Source organism: Streptomyces sp. RLA012 (assembly GCF_056270325.1).
Genome location: NZ_JBWDPA010000002.1, coordinates 1,035,072 through 1,059,213, shown reverse-complemented (window position 1 = coordinate 1,059,213; position 24,142 = coordinate 1,035,072). Strand labels below are relative to the sequence as shown.

Here is a 24,142-nt window from a genome sequence, read left to right as displayed (position 1 = left end):
TCTCGTACGTCCTCGGCATTCCCAATTTCTGAAACACGTTCTACGGTGTGCGCCGTCAGGTCCGGCCTTGGGGAGCCAGGAGGCGCCGTGCATCTCGAATACACGCCAGAGCAGCAGCGGCTGCGGACCGAACTGCGCGGCTACTTCGCCGAGTTGGTGCCCGACCACGCATACTCCCGGTACGGCGACCCGGCCGCCCAGAAGCGGTTCTACCGCGACACGATCCGGCGGCTCGGTACGGACGGCTGGCTCGGCGTGGGCTGGCCCGAGGAGTACGGCGGGCGCGGACTGACCCCCATGGAGCAGTTCATCTTCTTCGACGAGGCCGCCCAGGCGGGCGTACCGCTGCCCCTGATGGCGCTGAACACCGTCGGCCCGACGATCATGAAGTTCGGCACCGAGGAGCAGAAGGAGTTCTTCCTGCCCAAGATCCTCTCCGGCGAGATCGACTTCGCGATCGGCTACAGCGAACCCGACGCGGGCACCGACCTGGCGGCGCTGAAGACGAAAGCGGTCAGAGAGGGCGACGAGGTCACCGGTCACTACATGGTGAACGGCCAGAAGATCTGGACGACCAACGGCGACACCGCCGACTGGGTGTGGCTGGCGGTCCGCACCGACCCGGACGCACCGCCGCACAAGGGCATCACCATGCTCCTCGTGCCGACCTCCGACCCCGGCTACTCCTGCACCCTCATCAACACCCTCGCCTCGCACGACACCACCGCCAGCTACTACGAGAACATCCGCGTCCCCTTCTCGCGCCGGGTCGGCGAGGAGAACAAGGGCTGGCGGCTGATCACCAACCAGCTCAACCACGAACGCGTCACCCTCGCCGCGCACGGCACCATGGCGATCCGCGCCCTGCACGACGTCCAGCGCTGGGCCATGGACACCAAGCTGGCGGACGGCCGCCGCGTCGCCGACCTCCCCTGGGTGCGCCGCCGCCTCGCCCGGACCCACACCAGGCTCGACGCGATGAAGCTCCTGAACTGGCAGATGGTGAACGCCGTCCAGGAGGGCACGCTCACCCCGCAGGACGCCTCGGCGGTCAAGGTGTACGGCTCCGAGGCGCGCCGGGACGCCTACGCCTGGCTCATGGAGATCGTCGCCGCACCCGGTGTCCTCAAGGAGGGCTCGGAGGGCGCGGTCCTGCACGGCGAGCTGGAACGCGGCTACCGTTCGGCGGTGATCTTCACCTTCGGCGGCGGGAACAACGAGATCCAGCGCGAAATCATTTCGTGGATCGGACTGGGGATGCCGCGGGTCCGGCGTTAGCCTGATGTGACGAGGATTTTTAGTTGGCACAAAAGAGGGATAGTTGGCATCAAGATCACCGCCCGTTCTCAGAGGTGACGGCGCATTACTTCAATGCATGCCGCGCGGGCGGCTGTTGATCCGTCACGGGGGTAGGCCGCGCCGAGGTTCATCCCCTCGTCGGTCCTGATGGGCGGCTGCTGCCAGGCAAGACTCATTTGCGCGCCGGCTTCCGCGCGGGCCGTGGCGACGAGATTCGAGTACGGCCCTGCGACGGACGACGCTTCGATCTGGAGCCATGCCTGGTGGAACGCCATGCGCGCCAGCAGACTGCTCACCTCGTCCGTGAGCTGCTGTCGCATGGAGGCCGAGGACTCCGGACGGCGCCGTATGCGGTACGGCATCTCCAGGTACTCCTCGACCGCTGTCAGGGCTTCGGCGAACGTCTTCGCCTGGTGCTCTCGTCTCGCCGCCCGCTGGTTGAGGGCGTACGTGAGGAAGGCGCCGAACACGGCGATGAACGGGACGATCAGCGCGGTGGTCTGGGACCAGGTCCACCCGCCGCTCGTCGCCGCTGTCGCCGCGATGACCTCCATGCACCACTCCCCGGCATGCTGTGCGGGGCGTCCTCAATCAGCCACTGACCGTCGTGCTCACCACCGGTGAGCCGCCAGTAGTGTTCGAGGAACAAGTGTGTGCGAACAATCTCGATGAGGTCCAGGAGTCCCTTCGAACTCGTCCACCGTCGCTCTTCCGAATCGAGCGGGTTCCAGAGACAGAGGGCGTCGTCGCCCGAGTACCGGTGCTTCGAGGGTGCCCCCGGTTTGGCGTGGATGCGCGGGAAATCCTGGGGCTTCTGGCCAAAGGTCGGGTAGAGCGGGTTTTCGGAGAACGTGATGCCTACGTCGATCGGTTCGTGCTCGCCGATGACGTCGAGTCCCGTGAGTTCGTATGTCAGTGAGCCAGGGCGGTACGTATTGAACCGCCCCGGGTTCGGTAGAGATCTCAGATTGTGGTTGTGACCTGGGGTTTCGTGGATTCCATGTAGTGATTGGCCTCGTACTCGACGGGTGGAACGTGGCCTATCTCACCGTGGAGGCGCCGGTGGTTGTACCAGTCGACCCACTCGGCGGTGGCCAACTCGACCTGGGAGAGCGACTTCCAGGGACGTTGGGGTTTGATCAACTCGGTTTTGTACAGACCGATCGTGGACTCCATCAGGGCGTTGTCGTATGCGTCCCCGACTGATCCAATACTCGCCGCGATGCCGGCCGCGTCGAGGTGTTCGGCGAGGCGGAACGACGTGTATTGCGACCCGGCATCGGAGTGGTGGATCAGCTGCCCCGGAGTGTGCCGGCGGTCCTCGCGGTCGCGCTGCCACAGGGCCATCTCCAGTGCATCCAGGACGAGTTGGGTCTTCTTGGAGGTGGAGGCGGACCAGCCGACGATGCGCCGGGAGAAGGTGTCCACGACGAAGGCGACGTAGACGACACCGCTCCAGGCGGCGACATGCGTGAAGTCGGCAACCCAGCAGCGGTTCGGGGCACGGGCGACGAAGTCGCGGTCGAGAAGGTCCGGGGCCCGCCCGGCGGCCGGATCGGTGATCGTCGTGATCACCTTCTTGCCGCGGACGGCGCCGGTGATGCCGAGTTCGCGCATGAGACGCTCGATGGTGCAGCGGGCCACCGTATGTCCCTGCCGGTTCAGCTCGCGCCAGATCTTCCGGGCCCCGTAGACACGGTAGTTGGACGTGTAGACCTCCTGGATCCGTTCTTTGAGTTCCTCATCGCGCACGGAACGGGCGGAGGGAGTTTCAAGGCGTTTCTTGTGGGCGTAATACGTGGAAGGGGCGATCTTGCAGTCGTGCTCGGTGAGCGTCCTGCAGATCGGCTCGACGCCGCCGAAGCGGTCCCGGTGCTCTTCGATGAACGCTACGAGCGTGTGTGTGGCCGGTCGAGCTCGGCCGCGAAGAAACTCGCCGCGGCCTTCAGGATCTCGTTGGCCCGCTTGAGTTCGGCGTTCTCCTTCTTCAACGCCTTGAGCTGGGCGGACTCCTCCGTCGTCGTCCCCGGACTCTGGCCCGCGTCGATCGCGTGCTGCTTCACCCAGTTCCGCAGCGTCTCGCGCGAGCCGATGTCGAGCTTCTCGGCCACCGCCTGCAAGGCGGCCGTCTCGGTCGGATAGTCGTCGCACACCTCGGCGACCATGCGCACCGCACGACGGCGGAGCTCAAGCGGGTAACGGGAAGGTCGTGCCATGACTCGATCCTTTCACGAAATCGAGTCTCCATTCGAGCCGGGGCGGTTCAAGCGCGAGCGCCCCACCTTCTTCAGCGCCGTCCCCACTATCTACAACATGCTGGCGGCCCTGCCGGATGCCGTACGGCCCGACACGTCGTCCGTGCGCTACGGCATCTGCGGCGCGGCGCCGGCGCCCGCCGAGCTGCTGACTCGCTTCGAGGCCCGGTACGGGTTTCCGCTCATCGAGGGGTACGGGCTGTCCGAGACCTCCTGCGCCTGCACGGTCAACCCCGTTGCCGGTCCTCGACGCGCCGGGACCGTGGGACTGCCCTTCCCCGGGCAGGACATACGCATCGGCGGTGACAACGGCAGCGAGGCGGCTCCGGGGCAGAACGGCGAAATCCTCGTCTGGGGTGCCAACATCATGCGCGGCTATCTCGGGCGCCCGGACGAAACTACCCGGACCGTCGTCGACGGCTGGCTGCACACGGGCGATATCGGCCACCTCGACGCGGAGGGATACCTGACGCTGGTCGGGCGCTCGAAGGACATCATCATCCGCGGTGGGGAGAACATCTACCCCAAGGAGATCGAGGACGTGCTGGCCGGTGACCCGTCCGTCCTCGAGACCGCTGTGATCGGCGTCCCCGATGAGAAATGGGGGGAAGTCGTCGTCGCGTATGTGCAGCCACGACCAGATCTGACGGTCGATCCGGCAGCGCTGGAAGCCCTCTGTGCGAAGAGCCTCAGCGGCTACAAGCGGCCGACCTCCTACGTCGTCGTGGAGGCCATCCCCAAGAACGCGGTCGGCAAGATCGACAAGATCGCGGTGCGGGCGGCGCATGCCGCGGCGGCTGCCGGTGCCTGACCGCGAGCTGCGCGGGCGGCGCTCACCCGTGCCATGAGTCGCCGACGGCGCGCAGGAGACAGGGCTGTAGGCGGTCGGCCGTCTTCACTGCGGACGTCGCGTCGACCTCCTCCGGCGGCAGCAGCGCCGCGGCGACGGAGGGTAAGAGTGGACACGCCCGCCCGGACCGCCAAGACGCCGGTGTGAGTCCGCCGTCCCCGCGTGCCGCCGACTCCCCTCGGCCGCTCGTGCGGGGAGCGCGCCCCATTCCTGTGACCGGGCTCTCTCCCAAAAGAGTGTGCTCGGAGCCGAGGCACCCCGGCCGGAACTCGCCGCCACCAGAAGTGGCGGACAAGCGGTCCGGGGCTGCCTGGGAGGCGGGCCTCTGGTGCTCCGGTCAGATGACGTTGACGGTGTCGAGGAAGCGGGCGGCGAGTTCGGCGTCGCCGGTGACCGTCACGTCGCTGTCGCGCCAGGCGGAGCGCTGCGTGCCCCAGTCGGGGAAGGTCAGCGCGGGGGCGGTGACGTGCGCTCCGACGGCGCCGTCGGAGGGAGCCAGGCCCCCGGCCTCGTCGATCCACCAGGTCCCGCCGCCTGGGCCCGTGAGCGTCAGTGCGACGCGGGCGTCGAGCCCGGCGACCGGTGCCTGCGCGACCTGATTGTTCAGTACGGCGATCATCCACGTCAGGACCGCGCGCATCCTGTCCGCATCGGTGGACGGCACGGGCCGGCCGAGCGCTGGGGCCATGTCGTGACGCAGGTGGGTGTGGTGGTCGAAGACGAGTGCGCCGCCGATCATCAGACCCAGGGGGTGGCGGCCGAGTTCGGCCATCTGTGCCCGTACTCGCGCGGCGGGTGTGCGCCTGACGACGTCGAGGAGCGTGGTGGCGCGCCGGCCGGCGCGCTGATACTCGGCCATGACCTTGGCACGGCTCCAGTCTCGCCGTCGATCGACGGGGTCTTCGTTCGCCTGTTCGAGGCTGGCGGCGAAGCTCGTACGCAGCCCGGCGGGCGTGTAGAAGCTGCGCGCCGTCGCACCGATGTGGGCGACGACGTCGGCGATGCGCCATCCGGCTGCGGCGCTGGGCGCGGTCCATTCGTCGTTGGTGAGGCTGCTGGTGAAGTTCAGCATCTCGGCGCGTTCGGCGCGCAGGGCGGCGGCCATGTTGTGCAGGTCGGCGGGGGGCAGGCGCTTGCTCATGTCGTTGTCTTCTCTGGTGATGAGGCGGGGCGGCGGATGGCCTGTACGGCCGAGTCGTAGAGGTCGAAGATGTCGGCCTGTCCGCCCAGGCGCATCCACTCTTCTGTTGCTGCCTGGAGGCAGGTGATCGCCGCGGCCGCGATCGCGCGGGCCTGCAGGGTGCGATGGTCGGACTCGGGCAGTCGCGGCTCGATCAGCGGTGCGAACAGGTCCTGCCAGCGGGCCTGCTTCTCGGCGTGGCCGGCGCGCAGGGATTCGTTGCCGAACAGCAGCGTGGTCATCTCGAGCCGGCGCTCGGCGGTGAGGTCCATCTCCTCGAGCACCTGGAACGCCGCACGCAGCGACGTCCACGGGTCCTCGTCGGCCGGGCGCTCGGCGAGCCGCGCGGCTATCAATTCCCCTTGCTCGGACAGGCCGTTGAGCGCGAGGTCCTCCTTGCTCCGGAAGTAGTTGAACAGGGTCCGTTTGGAGACACCCGCCGCCGCGGCGATCTCATCGAGGGTCGTGTCGTCGTACCCCTTGGCCGCGAACAGTTCGAGGGCGGTCCGGGCGAGGAGCGCGCGAACCACCGAGCGGGTCTGTTCCCGGAGGGGGGCCGGTTTCTGAGTCATGCACCGATGGTACATCTCTTCGCCAGATGCAATTGCTTGCACTCAGTGCAAACATGTGCGTAGAGTGCAGGCATGAGCAAAATCGACTATCGCCGCCAGACCGTCATCGTCACCGGAGCCAGCTCCGGGCTCGGCGCGGAATTCGCCCGCCAACTGGCCCGTCGCGGCGCGGATCTCGTACTCGTCGCCCGCCGCGCGGACCGGCTCAAGGACCTGGCCGACGAACTCACCCGCGTCCACGGCGTCACGGTGACCGTCGTCGCCCGCGACCTCGGCCAGCCCGACGCCGGCCGCACGCTGCGCGCCGAACTCGAATCCCGCGGCATCCACGCCACCGGACTGGTCAACAACGCCGGCTTCGGCACCCACAACGCCCTCACCGACGAGGACCCGGACCGCCTGCAGAGCATGATCGCGCTGAACGTCAGCGCTCTGGTCGACCTCAGCCGCGCCTACATCGACCCGCTGACCTCCGCCGACACCGGCATCCTGATCAACGTCGCCAGCCTGCTGGGCTTCCAGCCGACCCCGTACCTGAGCGTCTACGGCGCCACCAAGGCCTTCGTCCTCAGCTTCACCGAATCGCTGTGGGAAGAAAACCGTGGCACCGGCCTGCGCGTCCTCGCCGTGTGCCCCGGCGCCACGAAAACCGAGTTCTACGACGCCGCCGGCAGCGAGACGGCCGACTACGGCGCGAAGCGAGTCACCACCGACCACGTCGTCAAGACGGCCCTCGACACGCTCGACCGCCGCTCCGCGCCCCCGTCGGTGATCACCAACGGCCGCCCGATCGCCCTCGCCAGCAAGATCCTGCCGCGCCGCCTGATCGTCCGGTTCATGGGCCGCATGGCCCGCCCCTGACCGGAGGGCGCCGCTCTCGGCGACCCGCTCCACATCCCAGGCACTGCTCCTCCGTCGTCCCCACCAGCAGCAAAGGACCACCATCGTGACCATCACAGAAGTCACCCCACAGCCCACGGACGCGGAGCGCTTCGGCCACATCCTCGCCGTTCAGCGCGCTGCCTACCGCCGCGACGGAGCGCCCTCACTGGCGGCGCGGCGCAGCGATCTGAGCAGGTTCAAGGCGGCACTGATCGCCCGGCGGAGCACCATCGAGGAGGCGATCAACACCGACTTCGGAAATCGCTCGCGCCACGAGACCGCGATGATGGAGCTCGGCGGCGTCGTCCAGGGCATCGACTACCTGGAGCACAATCTGCGGCGGTTCATGCGCCCGACCGGCCGCCACACCGCCTTGCACATGCGTTGGGGCACCAACCGCATCGAGTACCAGCCGCTCGGAGTGGTCGGGGTCATCTCACCGTGGAACTATCCCGTCATCCTGTCGCTGATGCCGGTCGTCACCGCGATCGCCGCCGGCAACCGAGTCATGCTCAAACCGTCGAAGTTCACCCCGGCGACGAACACCGTGCTCGCGTCGATACTGGGCGAGCTCTTCCCACCGGAGCAGGTCACGATCGTCAGCGGTGACGGTGCCGCGTTCTCCTCCCTGCCCTTCGACCATCTCGTCTTCACCGGCAGCACCGAAGTCGGACGAGCCGTGATGAAGGCGGCGAGCGAGAACCTCGTCCCCGTCACGCTGGAACTGGGCGGCAAGTCTCCGACCATCGTCGCCAGGGGACACGTAAAAGACCGGACCGTGTCCGACATCGTCTTCGGCAAACTCCTCAGCGGCGGGCAGACCTGCATAGCCCCCGACTACGCCCTGGTGCACGCATCCGAGATCGACACCTTCGTCGACAGCTACGACAGGCTGGTGAAGGCCGCCTACCCCGGTGGTCCGACGAGCAAGGACTACACCTCGATCATCAACGACAAGCAGTACGCGATCCTCACCGACCTGATCGAAGACGCCCGTAGCCGTGGGGCACGGATCATCGAGGTCGGTCACCGGCCGGGCGAGGCCGCCCACCGCCCGCACACCCTCGCGCCGACCGTCGTGCTCGGCGTCACCGACGAGATGCGGATAGCCCACGAGGAGATCTTCGGCCCCATCCTGCCGATCTTCCCCTACCGCGACATCGACGAGGCCATCGACTACGTCAATGCACGACCACGACCGCTCGCGCTCTACTACTTCGGCAGCAACGACGCGGACCGGCGCAAGGTCCTCGACCGCACGACCTCCGGCAACGTCACCGTCAACGGCACCGTCATGCACGTCGGGCAGGACGACCTTCCCTTCGGCGGCGTCGGCGCCAGCGGGATGGGTCAGTACCACGGGATCGAGGGGTTCCGGACGCTCAGCCACCCCAAGGGCATCTGCGTGCAAGGCCGCTTCAACGCCGTCCGCCTCCTCTATGCCCCCTTCAGCAAGCGCACCGACGCTCTCCTCAACTTCTTCCTTCGATGACCGGTGGCTCCCGCCGTCAAAGCCTCACCCGCGTCGAAGCACGGGCCCGCGAGTAATCCGCAGCCATGCGGTGCCGGCGTCCCAGGACGCCTGTGGCCTGCCTTTCCCGCCGGTTTTTCGCGGAGGACAGCGTTCTCGGCGAGGAGGGCGACGAGGACTGTCGCTGGGGCCTGCTGCTGAAGTCGTTGGCGCTCTTGCCGGTCGCCTCTCAGTTGTCGGCGGAGGCGGGTGAACTCCTCCTGCTGATTTTGGTCGCGCACGCCGACGCGGTTGTCCTACTCCCCTCGCCAGAAGGTGTTCTTGGTCGGGGCGGGTGCAGCGAACGGACAAGGGCCGCCCGTGCCGTTGGAGCGGTGGCCGGCCTTGTCGGACGCGATGAACTCGAGGACCGATATCGACCACTGGTACCCGGTAGCCCGAGGCAAGGTGACCTTGTCGTGGCCCTCTTCTCGCCGCAGCGCAGTCGGTGGAGATCACGGAACCGTCCGGGCCCGCCAAGTCAGCTTCGCCGGAGTCCGCGCTGCCTTCCCTCCCTCGGCGTCGGCCGTCAGTGCGACGGCGTCGAGCCTGGTTTTTAGGGCGCTGCTGCAAGGGTTCCTGGCGATTGACGCCGAGAAGAGACGGGCCGGATGAGGGTACGCCGCCTGGCCCATGCGGTTTTCGATCTTGGTCTCCAGTCGGCACCCGCCGCTACCGAGCCGCGAGCGCCAGGTCTGAACCATCTCATCGAGACTATACATCTCGTATAGTCACTGCTAGCTTTCTCGTTGAGAACGAAGGAGTCTCTCGAGGGCCTGCCTTGCCTGGAAGGAGAACTGCGTGCCCTGATCTCCTGCGTGGTGTCCCGCCCAGGGCTCGTGGCTCGTTTGCGGTACCCAGGACATGCGGAAGAGGTCCCCTCCGCAGGGCTTTCGAAATGGACTTCTCTACTCGATCTGCAACTACCGTTGCCGGGTGGTTGAGCAGTGCGCCCACAAGGTGGCGAAGAAGAGAAATCGTGTGAACGAACAACGGGATTGTTCGAGTCATCGCACTCATGGAGCCGAGGTCAAGCTTGGCGGTTTGGCCGAGTTGCTGAAGGGATCGCTAAGTTGTACATCGACGCCGAGAATCTCACCGCTGAATCAGCGTACAAGTTGCTGATCGGCAGCGTCATCCCGCGGCCCATCGCCTGGGTCAGCACTCTGTCGACCGACGGGGTCGGGAATTTGGCACCGATCTCGTTCTTTACTGTGGTGGGGCGCAAGCCGCCTATGGTCTCATTGTCCATCCAGCCCCGGTCCGATGGCGTCACGCTCAAGGACAGTTTTGTCAATATGCGCGACACCGGGGAATTCGTGACTCACCTGGCCACGCTGCCGCAGGCGCTGCCTCTGCATCTCAGTGCGAATGAGTTCGAACCCGACGAGGACGAGTTCGACATGGTTGGGCTGGAGAAGGTGCCGAGTGCTGCCGTGAAGCCGCCGCGTATTGCCGGTGCGCCGATCGCGTTCGAGTGCGCGGTCGAGATGATCGTCCCCTCGCCGGACGGGCTCAACCACCTTGTGGTCGGGCGGGTCGTGCAGTTCTACGTCCGCGACGACCTTTACCTGTCACGCGGACGGATCGACACCGGTGCGATTGCTCCCATCGGCCGACTGGCCGCCGAGTACACGGTGGTGGACAACGCGTTCGTTCCACCGCTGGACAGGGAAACTCTTGAGCGTTTCGAAGGACGTCGGATGGAGCGGCTCGACAAACGACCTGACGACTACTCGATGATCGAAACCTCGGAGTGGTCGCCGTCCGGATCCGTCATGCGCCCAGAAGACGACGCCGGCTGATCGACTCTTCGACGGCCGCTCGCCCTGAGTGAGGGGTCCCCAGGTTCCATGGGTGTCGCCTTGATGATTTCCGGCGGGCGGCCCGGACTCGGCACCGCGCGCCGGATTGGCGACTGCAAGGGCCGGGAGCTCTACGCGCTGCTTCCCGCAATCCTCCATGAGGACAAGGACGGCCGCGCTGCGCCGCCCGATCGGCTAGGTCCTGATCAACGTCGGTACCGACGCCGGGGGTTGGGAGCGGAGGCCTGTCGCGATGACTCCATGCGGTGCCGGCCTGCTGCCGTAATGGCCGGGCACAAGACGTGACCCGCCCGATGTCCGTCAATCGTCGAACGGACCCCTGAAGCCGTTGCGAGATGGGCAAGGCCGAGTGGCCACAAACACCGCACGCCGGTTACTGACGCAATGATCGCCTGCCGCCGGAACCGCTCGATGTCGGCTTGCCACTGCGCGCACGGCCTCCTCGGTACCCGCTTTCCGCAGTGACCGCGGACGAACCAGACTGAGCTAGAGACAAGAGGCAGCACATGGCACAGCCCTTGCCCGGCAGATCCTCCGACCGAGACGGATCGACGAACGCGAGTAACAGCGGTGCGCCCTACGGCGAGATGACAGCCGATTACGACGTGATCGTGGTCGGGTCGGGCTTCGGGGGCAGCGTCGCGGCCCTCCGGCTCATTGAGAAAGGCTATCGGGTCGCCGTGATCGAGGCGGGGCGTCGGTTCGCCGACGACGAGTTCGCCAAGACGTCGTGGGATCTCAAGAGCTTTCTATGGGCGCCCGCGCTCGGTTGCTTCGGCATTCAGCGCGTCCACCCGCTCAAGGACGTCATAGTGGCGGCGGGTGCCGGTGTCGGTGGTGGTTCGCTCGTGTACGCCAACGTGATGTACCGGCCGCCCAAGCCGTTCTACACGGATCGGCAGTGGGCGCACATCACCGACTGGGAGTCGGAATTGGCCCCTTACTACGACCAGGCCAGCCGCATGCTGGGCGTGGTCACGAACCCGACCGTGACGGCCTGCGACAAAGTGATGCGTGCGGTCGCGACTGACATGGGTGTGGCGGACTCCTACCAACCGGCGCCGGTGGCGGTGTACTTCGGCGAGCCCGGCAAGGCCGCCGACGATCCGTTCTTCGGCGGCGCCGGGCCGCGGCGCACCGGCTGCACCGAGTGCGGCTCCTGCATGACCGGGTGCCGGGTCGGCGCGAAGAACACCCTCGTCAAGAACTACCTGTACATCGCGGAGCGCGCCGGCGCGGAGGTCATCCCGCTGACCACGGTGGACGCGGTGCGACCGAGGCAGGACGGGTCGTTCGTGGTGGACGTGCACAGGACGGGCAAGCGGTCGCGTCGCTCCCGGCGGAGCCTGACGGCATCCCGGGTTGTGCTGGCTGCCGGCACCTGGGGTACGCAACGGCTGCTGCACCGCATGCGGGACAACGGCGTGCTGCCGGAACTCTCGCCGAGGTTGGGCGAACTGACGCGCACGAACTCGGAGGCGATCATCGGTGCGAGCCGGGCCGTGGCCGACCCCGAGCGTGACTTCACCCGCGGTGTGTCGGTCACCTCGTCGATCCACCCGGACGAGAACACGCACATCCAGGCGCTGCGCAACGGCAAGGGCAGCAACGGGATGAGCCTGATGCAGACCATCGCCACGGACGGCTCGCTGTCCACGCCGCGGTGGCTGCAGATGCTGCTGACGGTCCTGCGAGAGCCGGTCAAGTCGATGACGTTGTTCAACGGCTACCGGTGGAGCGAGCGGACGATGATGCTGCTGGTGATGCAGAGCCTGGACAACTCGCTCACCACGTACACCAGGCGAGGCCTGTTTGGGCGCCGCAGATTCACTTCGAAGCAGGGACGCGGCGAGCCGAATCCGACGTTCATCCCAGCCGGGCACGAGGCGAACCTGCGCACCGCCGAGCACATCGGCGGTGTCCCGGGCGGGATGTGGGGCGAGATCTTCAACAGGCCGATGACCGCCCACTTCTTCGGTGGAGCGCCCATCGGGACCTCGTCGGAGGACGGCGTGATCGACCCGTACCACCGGGTGTTCAACTACCCGGGACTGTCCATCGTGGACGGAACAGCGCTGACCGCGAACCTCGGGGTGAACCCGTCGCTGACCATCACGGCCAAGGCGGAGCGTGCCTTCTCGTTCTGGCCCAACAAGGGTGAGGGCGATCCGCGGCCTGCTCAGTCGCAGCCGTACCGTCGGCTGGACCCGGTTGCTCCGGTCGACCCTGCTGTTCCCGCGGAGGCCCCGGCGGCACTGCGGCTGCCCATCGTGGGCTGAGCCGCCGCGCACTGCTGACACACGGGGAAACGTGCCGGGCATGGCGCTCTTGAAGGATCGACAGGTGCGATGCCCAACGCGAGGACGCCCCGCCCGACGTCACCGAACGCGTGGGCAGTTGTCGAGCGTAGGACGAAGAAGCTCCCGGCCGACTGGCTGTCGGTCGGGAGCTTCGTTCTTCGGGTGTCGTGCTGCACAGGCACGCCCGCCGTCAGTGACCGGACATACCGCCGTCGACGGCGAGCGTGATGCCGGTGATGTAGGACGAGGCGGGGCTGGCGAGGAAGACGACCGCGGCGTCGAGCTCGCGCTGCAGCCCCACTCTGCCCAGCGGGCTGGTCTGCTGGACGAACGCCATGACCTGGTCCTGGGGGATCTCGGAGGTCATCTCGCTGGCGAAGTATCCCGGGGCGATGGCATTGACCCGGATGCCCCGGCGCCCTGTCCATTGCTGGGCGAGATCACGGGTGAGGCCGATGAGGCCGGCCTTGCTGGCTGCGTAAGCTGCCTGTGGGGCGTACGACTTGATCAGACCGAGCACGCTGGCGATGTTGACGATGCTGGAGCCGGGCTCCATGACGCGGGCGCATGCCTGCGCCGCCCAGTAGGCGCCGTTGAGGTTGATGTCGATGACGCGGCGGAACTCTTCCGGACTCTCCTTGAGGGCCGGAACCGCGGTGCCTACGCCGGCGTTGTTGATCAGGATGTCGACGCGGCCGAACTCGCCGACTGCCGATCGGGCCAGCGCCTCGCACTGCTCCGGATCGGCGACGTCGGTGGGCACCGTGAGGGCGCGGCGGCCGGTCTCGTGCACCTGCTTCGCGACATCTGCCAGCCGGTCGGCGCGGCGGGCGGCAAGGACGATGTCTGCGCCCGCTTCGGCGAGCGCCTGGGCGAACCCGGCGCCGAGACCGGAACTCGCCCCGGTGACCACGGCAACCTTGCCGTCGAGCCGGAAGAGGTCGAGGACGTTGCTCATAGCGGCTCCTGGTGCGACAGCGCTCGAAGTCCGGCGGCGGTGAGTGGCGCGACGGCCTGCCCTACCGTGTCGAATCCTGTGCCGCGGGTCAGCCCCTGCTGGAAGCGGGCGTGGATCCCCTCGGCGATGACGGCGATCTTGAAGTAGCCCAAAGAGAGATAGAAGCCGAGTTCGCCAAGATCCCGCCCACTGGCCTCGGCGTAGCGCTGGGCGAGGTCGGCCGCTGCGGGAAGCCGTTCGCTGGTCGATGCGGCCGATCCGCTGAGCACGGGAGCGAAGGACGGGTCGGCGTAGACAAGGTGCAGACCGAGATCGGCGAGGGGGTCGCCGAGGGTGGCCATCTCCCAGTCGACCACCGCACGAATGGTGCCCGGGTCGGCGGGGTCGAGGATGGTGTTGTCGATGCGATAGTCGCCGTGCACGATGGACGCGCCGCTTTCCGCCGGGCAAGCGGTGGCGAGTCGATTGTGCAGCAGCTCCATGTCGCCGAGCTCCCGGGTCCGAACGCGTTGCCACTGGTCGTACCAGCGCTGGACCTGGCGCGCCAGATAGCCCTGCGGGCGTCCGAACCCGGTCAGCCCCACCGCGTCCGGATCGACGGCGTGCAGGCGCGCGAGTACGTCGACCAGGCCGTAGGCGCAGCGGGTGATATCGCTGTCCTGCAGTGCGTGCAGCTGCTCGACCGTCCGGATCACCGTCCCGTCGACGTACTCGACCACCGCGAAGGGCACGCCGAGCACCTCGGCGTCCGCGAGGGTCACCGCACGTGCCACGGGGACGGCACTGTCGGCGAGTGCGGCCACCATCCGGTACTCGCGCCGCATGTCGTGCGCGGAGGGGGTGAGCCCGCCGAGCGGAGGACGGCGAAGAACCCACCGCGTCCGCCCGTCGGTGACGAGGTAGGTCAGGTTCGACCGGCCGCCCTGCAACGGTTCGGCGGTGAGCCGGCCCCGGAACTCCGGCACGTACTCGTCGAAGTACCGCTCGAGTGCGGCCAGGTCGAGACCGTCCACTGCGGTGTGACCGGCGGAGCTCACTGTGCCGCCGCCTCGGTGTGGCGGCGCATGACGCGGCGGGCGATGGCCCAGCGGTGGGTTTCGGATGGCCCGTCGTAGATGCGGAAGGGCCGGACCTCCCGCAGGAACCGGCCGAGCAGGATGTCGCCGGACACACCGAGCGAGCCGCAGATCTGCAGCGCGCGGTCCACCACCCGCCACACCGCTTCGGCGCAGAAGGTCTTGGCCATCGAGGTGGACTGCGAGGCCGAACGCCCCTGATCCAGCTCCCAGGACGCCTGAAGGATCAGCCCCCGGGCGGCGGCGATGTCGATTTCGTTGTCCGCGATCATCTGCTGCACCATGCCGAGATCGCCGAGCCGTGAGCCGAACAGCCGGCGGTCGGCGGCCCGGCCGACGGCGATGTCCTGCGCGCGTCGGGCGATGCCCAGCCATCGCATGCAATGCGTCATCCGCGCGGGCCCGAGCCGTACCTGCGCGTAGCGGAAGCCCTGGTCGACTTCGCCGAGCACCGCCTCGTCCGGTACGACGCAGTTCTCGAAGAGCAGCTCGACGTGCCCGCCGTAGAGGCTCTCGTCGAGCGTCTCGATGTGCCGGACCCTCTTCATGCCGGGGTTGTCGGCGTCGACCAGGAACATGGTCGCGCCCCCCTGGTCCCCGGGTTCACCCGACGTCCTGGCCATGCAGATGGCGAACTCCGCGCCGTCGGCACCGGTGATGAACCATTTGTGCCCGTCGATGCGCCAGCCGCCCCGAACACGTGCGGCGCGCGTCGCCAGCGCACTGGGGTCGGAACCCGCGCCCGGCGCCGGCTCTGTCATCGCGAAGCACGACCGTACGGCCCCAGCCGCGAGCGGGCGCAGATACCGGTCCTTCTGCTCGGCGGTGGCGATGGCTTCGAGCATGTGCATGTTGCCCTCGTCGGGGGCGGCGATGTTCAGCGCAAGCGGGCCCAGCAGGGAGTACCCCGCTTCCTCGAAGACGGCAGCCCTGCCCCGCATGTCCAGCCCGTGCCCGCCGAACTCCTCGCCGACGTGCGGCGCGAACACGCCGGCATCCTTCGCGGCCCGCTGCAGCCCGAGCCGCACGTTCTCGGTGCGCGCGACGCCACGGTGCTGTTCCTCGGCCGGGATCACCACCTCGCGGACGAAGTCGGCAGTGCGGCGCGCGAGGTCCGCGACGACGGGCTCCTGGGTGAGGTCGACTGTCATGGCGCATCCCATCCGGCTACTGAGTATTAGCCAGGACCCTAAGCGAGCGCTTGGCAACCTGCAATCCTCCATGGCGCAGCTCACAGTTGCCAGCGTGTTCAGCTATCATCTGTTAGCCCTGCATGTGGAGGCGAAGATGGGCCGATCCGACGACATCCGTGCGGCGGCGCTGGAGCTGTTCACGCGCCTCGGCTACGAGGCGACCACGATGGCCGACATCGGGGCCGCGGTGGGTATGCGCGGCCCGAGCCTCTACAAGCACGTCGCGTCCAAGCGGGACCTGCTCGCCCAGATCATGACCGCCACGATGGAAGACCTCCTCAGCGCGCACCGTGCGGCCGTCGCCAGCAGCGAAGGTTCGGTGGCACGCCTTCGCCGCGCCACCGAGGCGCACGTTCGTTACCACGCCCGGCACCGGCTCGAGGCCTTCGTCGGCAATCGCGAGATTCGCAGCCTCGTCGAGCCGCATCGCGGTCGTGTGCTGGCCTTGCGCGCGGAGTACGAAGCCGGCTTTCGTCGGATCGTCAACGCTGGCGTAGCCGAGGGGTGCTTCAAGGTGGCCTCGGCACGGCTGGTCTCCTACGCCATCCTCGACCTCGGTATGGGGGTCGCGGCGTGGTATCGCGAAGACGGCGAGCTTGCAGAGGATGCCATCGTCTGGCAGTACAGCGACTTCGCCCTGCGCCTTGCCGGCGCGAGCTCTGAGGGCTAGGTCACCCCCAAGCCCACCCGGTAGGCCGTGGATGACGGCTGGTGATCTCACTTTCGGAGGCAGGTTCAAGGCGGGTGTCCGGGTCACTGACATCTCGCAAGGTCTTGACGCTATACATCTCGTATAGTCGCTGCTAGCGTCCTCGGTCATGACGAAGGAGTCGCTCGGTGAAGGGCGCTTCCCGATCGCCGATGCCGCCTCGGTCCTGGCGCAGCGAGCGACCGAGAGACCGCTGGGTGCCGGCCACTGAACGGCGGGCTGCCGCCGAGGGTCGGCTTCCGGATCAGTCGCCGGGCGGTGCCCGCCCGATGCAACCCCGGTCAGGGTGCGTGAAGAGGGTCCCCCCTCTCGGTTTCGAATTCATCGACCGCTGAAATCCTTCTCGGAAGGAATCTGCCGTAATGTCCAATGATCAAATCGCTGCCACTCGGGCCGAGGTGACCGAATGGTTCTTCGAGGACTATCTGCCGCGATGGGTGGCCGTGGCTGCGGGCACGTCAGACGAGGGTCCCGAGTTCATTCATGACTACTGGGGCACTCCGTTGCACGTCACGGGACTGGAGCAGTCCTTCTGGTGTCTCGATGACGCGAGCGTGCGCGGCTTCCTGGACCTCAATTACGCGCCGCTGCGCGAGTCCGGATACAGCCACACCGTGGTGCCCGACCGGCGTGTGCTTGTCTACAACTCCGTTGGTGCCGCCATTGAGGTGATCTGGTCGCGGCGCCGCGCCGACGAGACCGAGATCCAGCGCTGGGCGGTGCAGTTCAGCGTCGCCAAGTCCGATCGGGGCTGGCGTGTGGTCGGCATCCACTCGGCGGCGACGGACAAGGACAGGCTCGCTGAGGTCTGGCCCGCCGAATCGACCCTGGAGGAGGCGAGCCATGGCTGAAAAGGTCTATCCGCCGCTGGTCATGCCCGACGGGGTCGGCCGGCAACAGGTCACCGTGTGGAGCAATGGCATCGCGCTCGACGCGGACGTGTACCGACCGACGATCGTCGACCCCGAAGCCGCCCTGCCCGCTGTGGTGTTGTGTCACGGGTGGGGTGGCAGCAAGCTCACCGCCGAACGCTACGCGGCGCTCTTCGCCGCAGCAGGCATGATCACCCTGACGTTCACCCAGAGCAGCTGGTTCGGCTCCGGATCTCCGCTGCAGCTGGTCGGAGACATCCCCGACCTCGATGACAGCAATGAGGCACTCACCCGGGTGCGGTTCATCCGGGAACTGGTGGATCCCGTCGCATGGACGGCGAACCTGCGCTCGGCCCTGGACTACATCGAAGGTGAGCCCAACGTCGATCCCGCCCGGATCGGGCTGTGGGCCACCAGCTTCGGCGGCGGTGTCGCCGTGCATCTGGCTGCCAACGACGACCGGGTCAAGGCGTTGTCGGTGCAGGTGCCCGCCATCGCCCCGCTGAGTGGACCAGTGGCAGACTTTGCCCGCAAGCGTGCGATCGACACCGCGCGCGGTGACGCGCCCGCGATTCCCCAGGGTGTCGATCCCTGGCCGAACATGGCGGGCACCCCGTACATGGCCACGTTGGCGCACTTCGACCCGCTCGCCCAGGTCGAGCGGCTCCGGATCCCCACCCTGATCATCGATGCCGGTGACGAAGACCTGTTCCCCATCGCCGACAACGGCGGCCGCGCGGCGAAAGTACTGGAGACCATTCCGGGCAGCGTCGTCGACTATCAGGTCATCCCCGGCATCGACCACTACGGCATCTATTTCGACGGCTACGAGCCGGGCAGTCGTGCTGCCCTCGCATGGTGGGGACGTTACTTGTGACGCCGCCGACCTCCCGCAGCCTCTTCGTGCCGACCACGCTGGGCCGGCTCCACGTCCAGGACGCCGGATCCGCCGACGGCCCTGTGGCGCTGTTGTGGCCGAGTGTGTTCATGGACGGTGAGACCAGCTGGGGCGCACAGCTTGCCGACCTGCACGCTCAGGGCCGACGGACCCTGCTGGTCGACCCACCCGGTACTGGCCGCAGCGAATCGGTGTCGCGGTTGTTCACCATGGAAGAGTGCGGCGCCGCCGCCGTTCAGACGCTCGACGCCGCCGCCGTCGACCGGGCCGCCTTTCTCGGGCTGTCGTGGGGCGGCATCGTCGCGCTGCGGGTCGCGATCATCGCCCCGGACCGGGTCACCGCGCTGGTTCTGTCCAACACCACCGCGCGCAGCGTGGTCCTCCGCGAACGTCTGGCAGTCCGCCTGAACGCCCTTCTCATACGTTCCGGGATCGCCCCGGGTGGACTGGGCCGGCTGGTCGTGTCCGGAATGCTCAGCGAGCACTCCCGCGACCGGAACCCCGAGTTCACCACGCACCTCGCCCAAGCAGTCGACGCACTCGACAAGGCAGGACTGGCGCGCGTCGTACGGTCGGTGCTGGCCGGCCGCAGCAGCGTGGTCGATGCCCTCGGCAGAATCACCGCGCCCACCCTGGTGATCGGCGGCGCCGAGGACCGGGCGTTGCCGCCGGACCCCCATTCCGGCGAACTGGCCGAGCGTATCGCCGGCGCACAACTCGAGGTGGTGCCGCGTGTCGCACACCTGGCTCCCCGCGAAGCGCCCACCGAGGTGGCGGTTTTGATCAGGAAGTTTCTCGCGCCGCTCGGTTAGCCGTGCTCCTGGCCACCGGCCCTGCCAGCGAAACGTTCGCGCCGTCCCCGGTGATCCACCGGCGCGCCGTCTGCTTGTGCCGCTGCCGGATGGGCCACGCGCTCCTACGGCATAGCAACTCGAAGTAAAACAAGGGAGACGAAAGGTATGACTGAGCTGAGCTACGACGTGTACGTCTGCGACGGGGTCCCGCGCAGCCGACCCGAGAGGCTGCCCGACGGCAGCGGCATCGTGTCGTCTCCGCTGGCCTCGACGCTGATCGTCGGTGAACGGGAGGCCGTGCTGGTCGACCCGCCGTTCACCCGCGAGCAGACGCAGGCGGTCGGTGACTGGGTGGAGCGCTCAGGCAGGCGTCTGGCCTACATCTACGCCACGCACGGCCACGGCGACCACTGGTTCGGCACCGGCCAGCTCCTGGAGCGCTTTCCCGACGCCGTCCCGTACGCCACGGAAGGCACCATCGGGATCATGCGCCGCAACGTCGAAGGGCGCGAGAGGTTCTGGGACGCGGACTTCCCCGGCCTGATTCCCGACACCCCACTCGTCTACCGGCCGATCCCCGCCGGCGGGTTCGAGCTGGAGGGGCACCAGATCACGGCGGTCGAGGTCGGGCACACCGACACCGACGACACGACGGTGCTCCACGTCCCCTCGATCGGCCTGATCGTCGGAGGCGACGTCGTCTACAACGGCGTACACCAGATGCTGCTGGAGACCCCTGGCGGCGGATTCGAGTCATGGCTTGCGGCGCTCGACGTCCTCGAGTCCCTCAACCCCCGCGCCGTGGTGGCCGGGCACAAGAACCGTGACCTGCCCGACGACCCGGCGATCATCGACCAGACCCGCCAATACCTTCGCGACGCGCAGCGGCTGCTCGCCGAGAAGCCCACCCCGCAGCAGTTCTTCGACGAGATCACCACCCGCTATCCCGACCGGCTCAACGTGGGCCCCGTCTGGTACGGCGCGCACGGTCTCCTGGGAGTCCCGATGCCCGTCCCGGCCGCGGGCCAGCACGATTACGCGAACGAGTAGGCCCGGCACATGGCACAGCACACAACTGATGCAACCGCTGACCCGGGCGGGGCCCCGATGTCAGGCTTTGACGTGTTCCGGAGCGCGTTCGTGGCGGCCGTAGGTCTGCGTTTGACCGAGGTGACGTCCACGCGGGTGCGAGGGGAGATACAGCTGGGCCCTGAGCACCACACCCCCTGGGGAGTGGTGCACGGCGGGGTCTACGCCACCGCCGTGGAATCCGCTGCCAGCGTCGGCGCGTCGGCCGCGGTAGCCGATCGCGACCAGGTCGCCGTGGGGGTGGCCAACAGTACGGACTTCCTCCGACCCATCACCTCCGGGACGGTGGAGGTGGTGGCCGAACCTGTCCAGCAAGGGCGCGGCCAGCAGTTGTGGCAGGTCACCGTCACCAGCATCAGCAGCGACAAGCTCATCGCCCGCGGCCAGGTGCGCCTGGCCAATGTGCCCGCCACCGGCCTCCCGAGCACCTTGGGGCAGCAACTATGACCACTTCCACCTCTCCTGCAGCCGACCAAGGCCGAAGCGCAGCAGGCTTGGACGTGTCGGCAGCGTTCGCGACCACGCTGGAAACACCCCAGCACGTCCAGATCGCCGAGGAACTCGGCTTCCGGCGTGCGTGGTTGTACGACACACCGCAACAGAGTCCCGACGTGTGGATGTGTCTGGCGCTGGCCGCCGAACGCACACACTCCATCGGGCTCGGTCCCGGCGTTCTCGTCCCGGCGCTGCGCCACCCGATGGTCAGTGCGAGCGGGGCGGCGGCCCTCGAGCGTTTGGCCCCCGGACGGGTCGCGGTGGCCTTCGGCACCGGTTACACCAGCCGGCGGGCCATGGGGCAGATGCCCGCCTCGTGGACGTACATGACGCGCTACATCACGACGTTCCGCGCGCTGCTCAGAGGCGAAACGGTCGAATGGGAGGGCAGCTGGGTGCGGATGCTGCACCCCGATGAGTCGCTTCCGAGTGCACCGGACGCCATTCCGGTCTACATCGGAGCGATCGGTCCCAAGGGCATGGAGATAGCCGCGTCGCTGGGGGACGGCCTGTTCGTGGCCGGAGCGCCCGTGCCCGAGCAGGCCAAAGAGTTCTCGCACGTCTCCTACCTGGCCCTCGGGTCCGTGCTCGATGACGGTGAAGCTCTCAACAGTGACCGGCTCCGCACGGCCGCGGGCCCCGGACTGGCGCAAGCCTTCCACGTCTCCTACGAACTCGGCGGCGAGGAAGCTGTCAAGGCGCTGCCCGGAGGGCCGGAGTGGCTGGCCGTCCTGCAGAACACACCGGAGGACCAACGTCACCTCGCCGTGCACAACGGACACCTGCTGCATCTGAACGACGCCGACACGGCTGCCTGGAACGCCGGGGCTCACACACTGGTCGAGCACGTCACGCTCACCGGCACTGCCGACGAGGTCCTGGCCAAGGTCCAGCAGCTGGCGGCGAGCGGTGTCACCGAGATCATGTACCAACCCGCCGGCGACATCCGCCGTGAGCTCGAAGCGTTCGCCGACGCGGTGGGACTACGACGATGAGCACGACTTGCATGCGCATGGCGCAAGCCCAGCTGCGCATATCGGGCACGAGCGGAGTGTACAAAGCGTATAGCGAGAAGTTATAGAGCCGTACAGTAGATTCATGACAACCGCAAGAACATACGGTCAGATGTGTCCGCTCGCCCGCTCCATGGACCTTCTCGGCGAGCGATGGACGATTTTGATCCTGCGCGAGCTGTGCCTTGGGCCCAAGCGATTCAAGGACCTCCTCGACGTACTCCCGGCCATCGGACCGAACCGCCTGACTGCCCGCCTTCGCAGCCTTGAGGCCGCGGGGGTCGTTCGCCGGAGCACGCTTCCGCCTCCCGCGGGTGTGGCTGTCTATGAGCTCACCGAGCGAGGCGAGGGACTGCGAGCCCCACTCATCGAGCTTGGGCGATGGGGCCTTGGGCTCCCGCCGTCGGAGGAAATCGATCCGGCGACCACCCGCGCGGACCTGATCGCCCTCAGCGTTTCCACCTTTGCCGCGCCGGAGAAGCTCGTCGGCCTCAAGGAGATCTACGAGCTGCACGTGGGCAGGGAGACGTTTCATGTCGAGATCGCCGAGGGCCGAATGTGGACCAAGAGCGGTCCGGCGCCAGTTCGCCCCGACCTTGCAGTGACTTGCCGTTTGCGCACGTTCCTCGCCGTGGTCTTCGGCCGCACCCAGGCGATCGACGCAGTCGAGTCGGGCGACCTGACGGTGACTGTCGGATCCGGCGAACTGGCCGAGCGCGCGTTTGACCTTTTGTCCGCTTCCGATCTTGGTTATCCGGTGTACCTGGGGGTGTAGCGCGCGAGCGCTCCTGCCGCCGGAACGTGAAGGAGAGATGCCATGAGCTTCAATCTGGCGGCGATGCTTGTTGAGGCAACGCGCGCACAACCGCTGAGCCCGGCCCTCTGGGCGGGTGATGACAGGTGGGACTATCAGCGGCTCGACACGGAGTCGATCCGCTTCGCGAACGGACTCCTGGAGAGCGGCTGTTCAAGGGGCGATGTGGTGGCGATTCAGTCGCCCAACGTCCCGGAGTTCCTGGTCGCCTACTTCGGGACGTTCCGCGCCGGCATGGTCCTGCTGCCACTCAATCCCCTGCTGACCGCAACGGAGACCGCGTTCCTCCTGGGCGACGCCCGTGCGGTGGTGCTCTTCGCGCACGAACTCGCCGTCGGTGCCGTCCTCGGGGCCAAGGAGGCTGGCATCCCACTCGTGACGATTCCCGCAGGGATACGTCACGACGGTGACGACGGCAGGCTCTTCTCGGACTTCCTGTCGGATCACGACCATGGTGGAGCGGACGTTGCCGCCACGGCACCCGAGGACACCGCGGTCCTGCTCTACACGAGCGGCACCACAGGGAAACCGAAGGGAGCCGAACTCACCCACTTCCAGCTGTTCATGAACTGCACTGCCAGTGCTGACGTGTTCGAAGCGAAACAGGATGACGTCATCCTTCTCGCCTTGCCGCTGTTCCACGTTTTCGGCCTCTCCTCGCTCACGAACTCCGCGATCCGGCGCGGCGCCTCGCTCGCACTCGTGCCCCGTTTCGAAGCCTCTGCCGTACTCGATGTCATCGAACTCAGACGCGTCTCGATCGTGGCCGGTGTGCCCACCATGCTGCACGCCCTGCTGGAGACCCCCGACCGTGACCGTGATCTCAGCAGCATGCGTATGGCGCTGAGTGGAGGTTCACCGATCGCCCCGGATGTCGTCACCCGGTTCGAGGAGAGATTCGCCATCCCGGTGCTGGAAGGTTACGGGCTGACCGAGACGGCCAGCGCTGTGACGTTCAACAGAGCGGCCGGACGCAAGCCCATGTCCGTGGGCCGGCCTCTCTGGGGGACCGAGATGCGCGTGGTGGACAGCGACGGCAACCAGCTTGCGCCGGGTGCCGACCATGTCGGCGAACTCCTCGTCCGCGGACACTCGGTGATGAAGGGCTACTTGCGTCGCCCTGCCGAAACCGCCGAAGTCATCCAGGACGGCTGGTTCCGCACGGGAGACCTGGGCTACGTGGACGGCGACGGCTACTACTTCGTCGTCGACCGGATCAAAGACTTGATCATCCGCGGCGGATACAACGTGTACCCGCGCGAGATCGAGGACGTGCTCTACGGGCATCCCGACATCCGTGAGGCCGCCGTCATCGGATCACCCGACGACCGGCTCGGGGAGGAGGTCGTCGCGGTGGTCGCCCTGCGCGAGGGGAGCGAGATCAGCGCCGAAGACGTCATCGGCTACTGCAGGCAGCGCCTCGCCGCCTACAAATACCCGAGGGTCGTGCGATTCGTCGAGACGCTCCCGAAGGGCCCCACGAACAAGATCCTCAAGAGCCGGCTGCGCTGATTCCCTCTGGAACTGCTACGCGCCTCGGGCCAGATCGTCGGTCCC

The 24,142-nt window shown here is 67.4% G+C and carries 22 protein-coding genes; 15 read left to right on the top strand and 7 right to left on the bottom strand.

The window, feature by feature from the left end; genetic code table 11:
* The first annotated feature begins 87 nt into the window (after positions 1 to 87).
* Complete coding sequence (locus RV986_RS05265) at positions 88 to 1,278, top strand: acyl-CoA dehydrogenase family protein (protein WP_475916257.1); 1,191 nt, start codon at positions 88 to 90, stop codon at positions 1,276 to 1,278.
* A gap of 68 nt (positions 1,279 to 1,346) precedes the next feature.
* On the opposite strand, the gene RV986_RS05260 is transcribed toward RV986_RS05265, so the two are convergent.
* Entirely contained in the window at positions 1,347 to 1,853 is a 507-nt protein-coding gene (locus RV986_RS05260; RefSeq protein WP_475916256.1) for a hypothetical protein, read from the bottom strand.
* A 409-nt stretch (positions 1,854 to 2,262) separates the two neighbouring features.
* A protein-coding gene (locus RV986_RS05255) for an IS3 family transposase (RefSeq protein WP_475916255.1) occupies positions 2,263 to 3,515 on the bottom strand; the annotation gives its coding sequence in 2 pieces (ribosomal slippage) (positions 2,263 to 3,233 and positions 3,233 to 3,515; 1,254 coding nt in all).
* On the opposite strand from RV986_RS05255, the gene RV986_RS05250 reads away from it, so the two are divergent.
* On the top strand, positions 3,514 to 4,365 hold the full coding sequence (locus RV986_RS05250; RefSeq protein WP_475916254.1) for a class I adenylate-forming enzyme family protein: 852 nt from the start codon (positions 3,514 to 3,516) through the stop codon (positions 4,363 to 4,365). The genes RV986_RS05255 and RV986_RS05250 overlap by 2 nt on opposite strands.
* 376 nt (positions 4,366 to 4,741) lie before the next feature.
* Here the strand turns inward: RV986_RS05250 and RV986_RS05245 are convergent, their stop codons facing one another.
* The gene (locus RV986_RS05245) at positions 4,742 to 5,545 is read right to left on the bottom strand and encodes a maleylpyruvate isomerase family mycothiol-dependent enzyme (RefSeq protein WP_475916253.1); all 804 of its coding nucleotides are present in this window, start codon (positions 5,543 to 5,545) and stop codon (positions 4,742 to 4,744) included.
* Positions 5,542 to 6,156 carry a TetR/AcrR family transcriptional regulator gene (locus RV986_RS05240; protein ID WP_475916252.1) on the bottom strand — a complete coding sequence of 205 codons (615 nt, stop codon included), beginning with the start codon at positions 6,154 to 6,156 and terminating at the stop codon, positions 5,542 to 5,544. The genes RV986_RS05245 and RV986_RS05240 overlap by 4 nt, the downstream gene beginning before the upstream one ends.
* A 72-nt stretch (positions 6,157 to 6,228) precedes the next feature.
* Between RV986_RS05240 and RV986_RS05235 the strand changes: the two genes are divergently transcribed.
* The 4 genes from RV986_RS05235 to RV986_RS05220 all read left to right on the top strand — a co-directional run bounded on the left by RV986_RS05235 (position 6,229) and on the right by RV986_RS05220 (position 12,653).
* A complete protein-coding gene (locus tag RV986_RS05235; RefSeq protein WP_475916251.1) occupies positions 6,229 to 7,017 on the top strand; it encodes an SDR family NAD(P)-dependent oxidoreductase in 789 nt (262 codons plus the stop codon).
* Positions 7,018 to 7,102: 85 nt separating this feature from the next.
* Positions 7,103 to 8,530: a coniferyl aldehyde dehydrogenase gene (locus RV986_RS05230; RefSeq protein WP_475916250.1), complete on the top strand. Its 1,428-nt coding sequence runs from the start codon at positions 7,103 to 7,105 to the stop codon at positions 8,528 to 8,530.
* Positions 8,531 to 9,621: 1,091 nt separating this feature from the next.
* Positions 9,622 to 10,353 (top strand): flavin reductase family protein, encoded by a 732-nt coding sequence (locus RV986_RS05225; protein ID WP_405512525.1) that lies wholly within the window; start codon positions 9,622 to 9,624, stop codon positions 10,351 to 10,353.
* A gap of 608 nt (positions 10,354 to 10,961) precedes the next feature.
* Positions 10,962 to 12,653 (top strand): GMC family oxidoreductase N-terminal domain-containing protein, encoded by a 1,692-nt coding sequence (locus RV986_RS05220; protein WP_475916249.1) that lies wholly within the window; start codon positions 10,962 to 10,964, stop codon positions 12,651 to 12,653.
* Positions 12,654 to 12,864: 211 nt separating this feature from the next.
* Here the strand turns inward: RV986_RS05220 and RV986_RS05215 are convergent, their stop codons facing one another.
* Genes RV986_RS05215 through RV986_RS05205 form a run of 3 tightly spaced genes read right to left on the bottom strand, consistent with a single transcriptional unit; the run spans position 12,865 to position 15,859 of the window.
* On the bottom strand, positions 12,865 to 13,632 hold the full coding sequence (locus tag RV986_RS05215) for an SDR family NAD(P)-dependent oxidoreductase (RefSeq protein WP_475916248.1): 768 nt from the start codon (positions 13,630 to 13,632) through the stop codon (positions 12,865 to 12,867).
* Entirely contained in the window at positions 13,629 to 14,669 is a 1,041-nt protein-coding gene (locus RV986_RS05210; protein ID WP_475916247.1) for a phosphotransferase family protein, read from the bottom strand. Before RV986_RS05210 ends, RV986_RS05215 begins: the two co-directional genes overlap by 4 nt.
* Positions 14,666 to 15,859, bottom strand: a complete 1,194-nt coding sequence (locus RV986_RS05205) for an acyl-CoA dehydrogenase family protein (RefSeq protein ID WP_475916246.1) — start codon at positions 15,857 to 15,859, stop codon at positions 14,666 to 14,668. The genes RV986_RS05210 and RV986_RS05205 overlap by 4 nt, the downstream gene beginning before the upstream one ends.
* On the opposite strand from RV986_RS05205, the gene RV986_RS05200 reads away from it, so the two are divergent.
* The 9 genes from RV986_RS05200 to RV986_RS05160 all read left to right on the top strand — a co-directional run bounded on the left by RV986_RS05200 (position 15,858) and on the right by RV986_RS05160 (position 24,097).
* Positions 15,858 to 16,571, top strand: coding sequence for a TetR/AcrR family transcriptional regulator (locus RV986_RS05200; RefSeq protein WP_475916245.1), 714 nt, complete (start codon positions 15,858 to 15,860; stop codon positions 16,569 to 16,571). The genes RV986_RS05205 and RV986_RS05200 overlap by 2 nt on opposite strands.
* A gap of 401 nt (positions 16,572 to 16,972) precedes the next feature.
* Complete coding sequence (locus RV986_RS05195) at positions 16,973 to 17,461, top strand: DUF6841 family protein (protein WP_475916244.1); 489 nt, start codon at positions 16,973 to 16,975, stop codon at positions 17,459 to 17,461.
* Positions 17,454 to 18,359 carry an alpha/beta hydrolase gene (locus RV986_RS05190; protein ID WP_475916243.1) on the top strand — a complete coding sequence of 302 codons (906 nt, stop codon included), beginning with the start codon at positions 17,454 to 17,456 and terminating at the stop codon, positions 18,357 to 18,359. The genes RV986_RS05195 and RV986_RS05190 overlap by 8 nt, the downstream gene beginning before the upstream one ends.
* Positions 18,356 to 19,192 carry an alpha/beta fold hydrolase gene (locus RV986_RS05185; protein ID WP_475916242.1) on the top strand — a complete coding sequence of 279 codons (837 nt, stop codon included), beginning with the start codon at positions 18,356 to 18,358 and terminating at the stop codon, positions 19,190 to 19,192. The genes RV986_RS05190 and RV986_RS05185 overlap by 4 nt, the downstream gene beginning before the upstream one ends.
* 147 nt (positions 19,193 to 19,339) lie before the next feature.
* Positions 19,340 to 20,224: an MBL fold metallo-hydrolase gene (locus RV986_RS05180; protein ID WP_475916241.1), complete on the top strand. Its 885-nt coding sequence runs from the start codon at positions 19,340 to 19,342 to the stop codon at positions 20,222 to 20,224.
* Between the two features lie 57 nt (positions 20,225 to 20,281).
* The gene (locus RV986_RS05175) at positions 20,282 to 20,710 is read left to right on the top strand and encodes a PaaI family thioesterase (protein WP_475916240.1); all 429 of its coding nucleotides are present in this window, start codon (positions 20,282 to 20,284) and stop codon (positions 20,708 to 20,710) included.
* A 53-nt stretch (positions 20,711 to 20,763) separates the two neighbouring features.
* Complete coding sequence (locus tag RV986_RS05170; RefSeq protein WP_475916239.1) at positions 20,764 to 21,753, top strand: LLM class flavin-dependent oxidoreductase; 990 nt, start codon at positions 20,764 to 20,766, stop codon at positions 21,751 to 21,753.
* Positions 21,754 to 21,856: 103 nt separating this feature from the next.
* On the top strand, positions 21,857 to 22,546 hold the full coding sequence (locus RV986_RS05165) for a winged helix-turn-helix transcriptional regulator (RefSeq protein ID WP_475916238.1): 690 nt from the start codon (positions 21,857 to 21,859) through the stop codon (positions 22,544 to 22,546).
* Between the two features lie 42 nt (positions 22,547 to 22,588).
* Positions 22,589 to 24,097 carry a long-chain-fatty-acid--CoA ligase gene (locus RV986_RS05160; RefSeq protein ID WP_475916237.1) on the top strand — a complete coding sequence of 503 codons (1,509 nt, stop codon included), beginning with the start codon at positions 22,589 to 22,591 and terminating at the stop codon, positions 24,095 to 24,097.
* Positions 24,098 to 24,142: the final 45 nt, after the last annotated feature.

Coding starts and splice junctions, on each gene's coding strand:
- RV986_RS05260 (WP_475916256.1), bottom strand. CDS start 1,853: ATGGAGGTCATCGCGGCGACAGCGGCGACGAGCGGCGGGTGGACCTGG.
- RV986_RS05250 (WP_475916254.1), top strand. CDS start 3,514: ATGACTCGATCCTTTCACGAAATCGAGTCTCCATTCGAGCCGGGGCGG.
- RV986_RS05245 (WP_475916253.1), bottom strand. CDS start 5,545: ATGAGCAAGCGCCTGCCCCCCGCCGACCTGCACAACATGGCCGCCGCC.
- RV986_RS05240 (WP_475916252.1), bottom strand. CDS start 6,156: ATGACTCAGAAACCGGCCCCCCTCCGGGAACAGACCCGCTCGGTGGTT.
- RV986_RS05235 (WP_475916251.1), top strand. CDS start 6,229: ATGAGCAAAATCGACTATCGCCGCCAGACCGTCATCGTCACCGGAGCC.
- RV986_RS05220 (WP_475916249.1), top strand. CDS start 10,962: ATGACAGCCGATTACGACGTGATCGTGGTCGGGTCGGGCTTCGGGGGC.
- RV986_RS05215 (WP_475916248.1), bottom strand. CDS start 13,632: ATGAGCAACGTCCTCGACCTCTTCCGGCTCGACGGCAAGGTTGCCGTG.
- RV986_RS05200 (WP_475916245.1), top strand. CDS start 15,858: ATGGCGCATCCCATCCGGCTACTGAGTATTAGCCAGGACCCTAAGCGA.
- RV986_RS05205 (WP_475916246.1), bottom strand. CDS start 15,859: ATGACAGTCGACCTCACCCAGGAGCCCGTCGTCGCGGACCTCGCGCGC.
- RV986_RS05195 (WP_475916244.1), top strand. CDS start 16,973: ATGTCCAATGATCAAATCGCTGCCACTCGGGCCGAGGTGACCGAATGG.
- RV986_RS05190 (WP_475916243.1), top strand. CDS start 17,454: ATGGCTGAAAAGGTCTATCCGCCGCTGGTCATGCCCGACGGGGTCGGC.
- RV986_RS05180 (WP_475916241.1), top strand. CDS start 19,340: ATGACTGAGCTGAGCTACGACGTGTACGTCTGCGACGGGGTCCCGCGC.
- RV986_RS05175 (WP_475916240.1), top strand. CDS start 20,282: ATGTCAGGCTTTGACGTGTTCCGGAGCGCGTTCGTGGCGGCCGTAGGT.
- RV986_RS05165 (WP_475916238.1), top strand. CDS start 21,857: ATGACAACCGCAAGAACATACGGTCAGATGTGTCCGCTCGCCCGCTCC.
- RV986_RS05160 (WP_475916237.1), top strand. CDS start 22,589: ATGAGCTTCAATCTGGCGGCGATGCTTGTTGAGGCAACGCGCGCACAA.